General features: G+C 70.3%; 9 protein-coding genes. 4 read left to right on the forward strand and 5 right to left on the reverse strand.

All coding sequences use genetic code 11. From position 1 onward, the window contains the following. A partial coding sequence (locus tag DQP56_RS22680; protein WP_165825119.1) for a precorrin-6A/cobalt-precorrin-6A reductase occupies positions 1 to 356 on the forward strand: 356 nt, incomplete at its 5' end. Here DQP56_RS22680 and DQP56_RS22685 read toward each other — a convergent pair. Beyond that, a complete protein-coding gene (locus tag DQP56_RS22685; protein ID WP_112689250.1) occupies positions 342 to 788 on the reverse strand; it encodes a hypothetical protein in 447 nt (148 codons plus the stop codon). The genes DQP56_RS22680 and DQP56_RS22685 overlap by 15 nt on opposite strands. 125 nt (positions 789 to 913) lie before the next feature. Between DQP56_RS22685 and DQP56_RS22690 the strand changes: the two genes are divergently transcribed. After that, the gene (locus tag DQP56_RS22690) at positions 914 to 1,207 is read left to right on the forward strand and encodes an antibiotic biosynthesis monooxygenase family protein (RefSeq protein WP_112689252.1); all 294 of its coding nucleotides are present in this window, start codon (positions 914 to 916) and stop codon (positions 1,205 to 1,207) included. A gap of 7 nt (positions 1,208 to 1,214) precedes the next feature. Beyond that, a complete protein-coding gene (locus DQP56_RS22695; RefSeq protein WP_112689254.1) occupies positions 1,215 to 1,640 on the forward strand; it encodes a nitroreductase family deazaflavin-dependent oxidoreductase in 426 nt (141 codons plus the stop codon). Positions 1,641 to 1,659: 19 nt separating this feature from the next. On the opposite strand, the gene DQP56_RS22700 is transcribed toward DQP56_RS22695, so the two are convergent. Beyond that, positions 1,660 to 1,866, reverse strand: a complete 207-nt coding sequence (locus tag DQP56_RS22700) for a hypothetical protein (RefSeq protein WP_112689256.1) — start codon at positions 1,864 to 1,866, stop codon at positions 1,660 to 1,662. Between the two features lie 120 nt (positions 1,867 to 1,986). On the opposite strand from DQP56_RS22700, the gene DQP56_RS22705 reads away from it, so the two are divergent. After that, positions 1,987 to 2,352 (forward strand): hypothetical protein, encoded by a 366-nt coding sequence (locus DQP56_RS22705; RefSeq protein ID WP_112689258.1) that lies wholly within the window; start codon positions 1,987 to 1,989, stop codon positions 2,350 to 2,352. 68 nt (positions 2,353 to 2,420) lie between these two features. Here the strand turns inward: DQP56_RS22705 and DQP56_RS22710 are convergent, their stop codons facing one another. From DQP56_RS22710 to DQP56_RS22720, 3 genes are all read right to left on the reverse strand, one after another. Next, positions 2,421 to 2,852 carry a GNAT family N-acetyltransferase gene (locus DQP56_RS22710; RefSeq protein ID WP_112689260.1) on the reverse strand — a complete coding sequence of 144 codons (432 nt, stop codon included), beginning with the start codon at positions 2,850 to 2,852 and terminating at the stop codon, positions 2,421 to 2,423. A 2-nt stretch (positions 2,853 to 2,854) separates the two neighbouring features. Continuing rightward, the gene (cbiB, locus tag DQP56_RS22715; RefSeq protein ID WP_112689262.1) at positions 2,855 to 3,784 is read right to left on the reverse strand and encodes an adenosylcobinamide-phosphate synthase CbiB; all 930 of its coding nucleotides are present in this window, start codon (positions 3,782 to 3,784) and stop codon (positions 2,855 to 2,857) included. Beyond that, a partial coding sequence (locus DQP56_RS22720) for an aminotransferase class I/II-fold pyridoxal phosphate-dependent enzyme (protein ID WP_114475789.1) occupies positions 3,781 to 4,514 on the reverse strand: 734 nt, incomplete at its 5' end. The genes cbiB and DQP56_RS22720, both read right to left, overlap by 4 nt.

The raw sequence follows: 4,514 nt of genomic DNA on the forward strand, positions 1-4,514 counted from the left end.
GCCCGGTGCTGACGATCGGACGCCAACAGCTGGCGTCCTACCTGCCGGCGCTGGCCGACGCGGCGGTGTTGGCGCGCGTCGTCGACCCGCCCTCGATCACGCTGCCGACGGGTTGGACGGTGGTCAGCGACCGGGGGCCGTATGCGTTGCCGGGCGAACTCGCGCTGCTGCGCGATCACCGCGCCGACAGCGTGGTGACGAAGGATTCCGGGGGCGAGTACACCTGGCCGAAGATGTTGGCCGCCGAGGAGCTCGGGCTGCCGGTGGTCATCGTGCGTCGACCGGCCCGGCCGGCGGGGGTGCGATGCGTGTACGACGTCGAGCAGGCATTGGCCTGGGTGCTAGCCGGCCATTGACCAGAGCTGCAGCACGGTGCCGGCGGTCAGCAGCCCGGCGACCTTGACCACCTCCAGCCCCGCGTAGGCGTAGTGGGCCCGGGAGCGCTCGCGCATCCCGCCGGGCGGGGCCACGGCGGCGGCCAACACCGAATCGGAGCGGCGGCGCAGCAGGGGCCGCACGAACAGCGACTGCACCAGCAGCATCGTCACCGCCACGCTGATGGCCGCCAGCGCCAGCCGCCCGGGCGGATGCGTGACGACCGCGACCACCACCACCGTCGCCAGCACGATCTCGACGGTGTTGAGGGCACGGAACACCAGCCGGCCGATACCCAGCCCCAGCTGGAGGGTGATCCCGGGCGCCCGAAACTTCAGCGGCGCCTCGATGAATGAGATCGCCAGCACCATGCCCAACCAAGCGAAAACGATTGCCGCCGCGATCGCACCCATATCGCCGGCACCTCCCGTGTTACCTGTGTCTAACGGTTGCAGTAAATATATCTGTGCAAGTCGGTCACAGACAACCCCCGGGTGGGGGTGACGCTCGACATGTGCGCTCGGTGCAGACTGGGGGAGTGATTGTCGAGCATGGTGTGCTTCCCATTCATCCCGGCAGCGAAGCCGACTTCGAGGCGGCGTTCGCCAAGGCCCGGCCGTTGATCGCGGCCCAGCCCGGTTTTCTGGGAATCTCGATGTCCCGGTCGATCGAATCGCCGAACCTGTACCTGCTGCTGGTGCAGTGGGAGAGTGTGGCGGCGCACACCGAGGGGTTCCGGAAGTCGCCGGAGTTCGCCCAGTGGCGCGCGCTGCTGCACGACTTCTACGCATCCCCGCCGGTGATCGAGCACTTCGTGGATATCGAGCGGTGAGGTAGCCGTGGGCGCGAAGCGAACCCTGGAATTCAATGCCCGCAACATCGCGGAGTTCCGCAGCACCGGCGGAAAACTCGGCGGCCCGTTCGAAGGGGCTCCGGTCCTGCTGTTGACCACCACCGGGGCCAAGTCCGGGCAGCCGCGCACCAGCCCGATGATGTACCTGCCCGAGGGCGACCGGATTTTCGTGTTCGCCTCCAACGAGGGCAAGGACAACCATCCCAGCTGGTATCACAATCTGCGGGCGAACCCGTCGGCGACCGCCGAGATCGGCACCGAGACCTTTGCCGTGACCGCCACCGAGATCCGCGGGGCAGAGCATGACCGGCTCTACGACATCCAGGCGCAGCGTTATCCCGGCTTCGCCGCCTACCGGGAGCGCACCGACCGGGTCATCCCGGTCATCGAGCTGACCAAGACCGCGCGCTGAGCCGGGCGCATCCCCCGGCTCACGCCACCGGTGGGTCGGGGTCGTTTTCGAGTAGTTCTTCGGGGTGGTGGGCGTGGTTGATTTCGGGTGGGCCGGTGCCGTCGGTCCAGCCCAGCCGGCCCGAGGCGGTGACGATGGTGTGTTGTCGTCCGTCGGTGGCCGGCGTGGTGGGGCCGCGCGCAGTAGAGCTTGTCGGCGCCGCCGCCGCTCCCAGTGCTGTTGCCATATCCCAACGCTAAAAACCACCCCCGACACCACCGGCCAACACCGACACCGGGACGGCCCGCCTGTGGACGAACCCCCAACTGTGGATGAATCAGCGCCGCGCCGCGTAGCATCGCCACTCGTGACTCGCCTCGGCTACGCCCACGACGCGGTGGTGCGGTTGCATCCCGACGGCAGCCCGAACGCGCCCGGCGCGGCGATCACGCTGGCGCTGTGCGGCAGCTGGGACCATCCGCCGCCGTGCCCACTGGCGCCGCATCACACCGCGAATCACGTCGCCGGTGAGGATGTCACGCTGCGGATCCTGTTCGCCGCCGACGCCGCCGACGAACCACGCGTCCGCCGGCTCATCGGCGAGGCGCTCACCGCCGAAGAGCTGACCGGGCCGGACGGGCGGGTCACCCGGTGGCAGCTGAAATCCGCTGCTGCAGACCGGCTCCGGACGAACGAGCACGGCCACGCCGCCGATCTGATCGCCCATCACTGAGCCGCCACTGGCGGTGGCCGGGCACTGATCAGGTCCGTGCACCGCTGCGAACGGCTGCGAGGGCTGACTCAGTCGCGCACGTGCGGCAACCGGGGCCGGCGCTCCATGAAGGTCACATCGGGTGCGGCGAAGCCGAACGTCTCGTACAGCGCGTGCGCGTCGGCGGTGTGCAGCATCCAGCGGAAGTCGTGGCCCGGCCCCTCGTCGATCATCACCCGCAGCAAGCCCCGGCCGATGCCGGTGCCCCGCTCGGTACGCGCGACGTATACGTCGGCCAGATACGCCATGGCCGCACCATCGGAGAACGCCCGGCAGAAACCCACCATCGCACCGTCGTCGGATCGATAGGCGCCCACCAGCCGCCACGCCTCATCGAGTTGACGATCGAACATGGCGCGGGTGCGGTACTTCGCCCAGTACGTGTGCTCGGTCAGTTCGTGCCAGAGCCAGTCACGATCCACCCGCGCACTCGCCGTGGAGAATTCGACTGGGCCGGACATGTCTACCTCCTGGTCTCACGGATCAGGCACCACAGCACCGCGCCGGCCACCGCCGCGGCGCCCACCCGGCGGGCCAGCCCCACCGCCCGCGGAATGTCGGCGACCATGGGAGCTCGCCCGTCGCCGAGCAACGCCCGGTCCTCGCGGCGGTTCCCGTAGTAGATGTTGACACCACCGAGCCGCAGACCCAAGGCTCCCGCGAACGCGGCCTCGACCACCCCGGCGTTGGGGCTGGGGTGGTGGCGGGCGTCGCGGCGCCAGGAACGCAGGGCGCCACCGGGATCCGGGCCGAAGGCAGCGGCAAGAACCGCGGTCAGTCGAGCGGCGGGCAGACCCAGCAGATCGTCCAGCCGAGCCGCCGCCCAGCCGAAGCGTTCGTAACGGGCGTTGCGGTGGCCGACCATCGCGTCCAAAGTGTTGACCGCCCGGTGCGCCACCAAGCCCGGCGCCCCGGCCACCGCACCCCACAGCAGCGACGCCACCACCGCGTCGGAAGTGTTCTCCGCGACGGATTCGACCACGGCGCGGGCGATCTCGTCCGGGCTCAGCACGGCGGTGTCGCGCCCGACCAGGTTACGCACCTGAACGCGCGCCCGCTCCAGGTCGCCGGCGGCCAAGAAGTCATGCACAGCGCACGCCTCGCGCTCCAGGGACCGGCCGCCGAGCGCCGCCCAGGTAGCCGACGCGGTGAACAGCAGCTGTAACAACGGGCTGCGCGCCGAGCGCTCGCCCAGATACGCCAGCCCACAAACACCGCCGATCACTGCTGCCACGTGGGCGACACCGCCGGCCCGGCTGTCGCGGTACCACCGCCGCTCCACCGCCAGCGCCCACGTCCCGAATCCGGCGACCGGGTGCAGCCGGCGCGGGTCGCCCCAGGCGCGATCGGCAGCGTAGCCGAGCAGCAGCCCGATGGCGCGGGCCGTCGTCACCCCAGTACCCGATCCAGCGTGCTCAGCAACCGATCGGTCAACTCCGGGGGACGCACCGCGATCCGTACCCAGGAGTCATCCAGGCCGGGAAAGGTGTCGGCCCGTCGCACCGCGATGCCGTTGTCGCGCAACGCCGCATGCACCCCGCGGCCGACCCGGGCCAGCACGAAGGGTGCTACCCCGGCAACGAATGCCACGGCGCGTGCCGTCAGGCCGGCGGTCAAAACCTCGCGCCAAATCACCAATTGCCGTGCCCGGCATTCGCTTTCGGCCAGCGCCCGCTCATCAGAGCAGGACAGCATGGCCGCCAGCGCCGGCGCCGACACCGACCAGGGGATCTGCAGACGTGCCGCCTCGGCGAGCACCGCGGCGTCGCCGAGCAGGTATCCGGCCCGAATTCCGGGGATCGACCAGTGTTTGGTCAGGCTGCGGCTGACCAGCAGCCCGGGAAGCTCTTCGCCGGCCAGGGTTTCCGGCTCGCCGGGCACGGCGTCCAGGAACGCCTCGTCGACCAGCACCACCCGCCCGGGCCGCAGCAGCCGACGCAACGCCGACGCCGGATGCAGCACCCCGGTCGGGTTGGTCGGATTGCCGACGACGACGAGGTCGGCCTCGGTGGGCACTTCCTCGGGGTGCAGCGCGAACTCGTCCTCGGCCCGGCACAACACCGTGCCGACGGTGTGGCCGGCGGCGATCAGCGCGGCATGCGGTCCGGTGTACTGCGGGTGTA

Source organism: Mycolicibacter senuensis (assembly GCF_003284925.1).
Taxonomy (GTDB): domain Bacteria; phylum Actinomycetota; class Actinomycetes; order Mycobacteriales; family Mycobacteriaceae; genus Mycobacterium; species Mycobacterium algericum_A.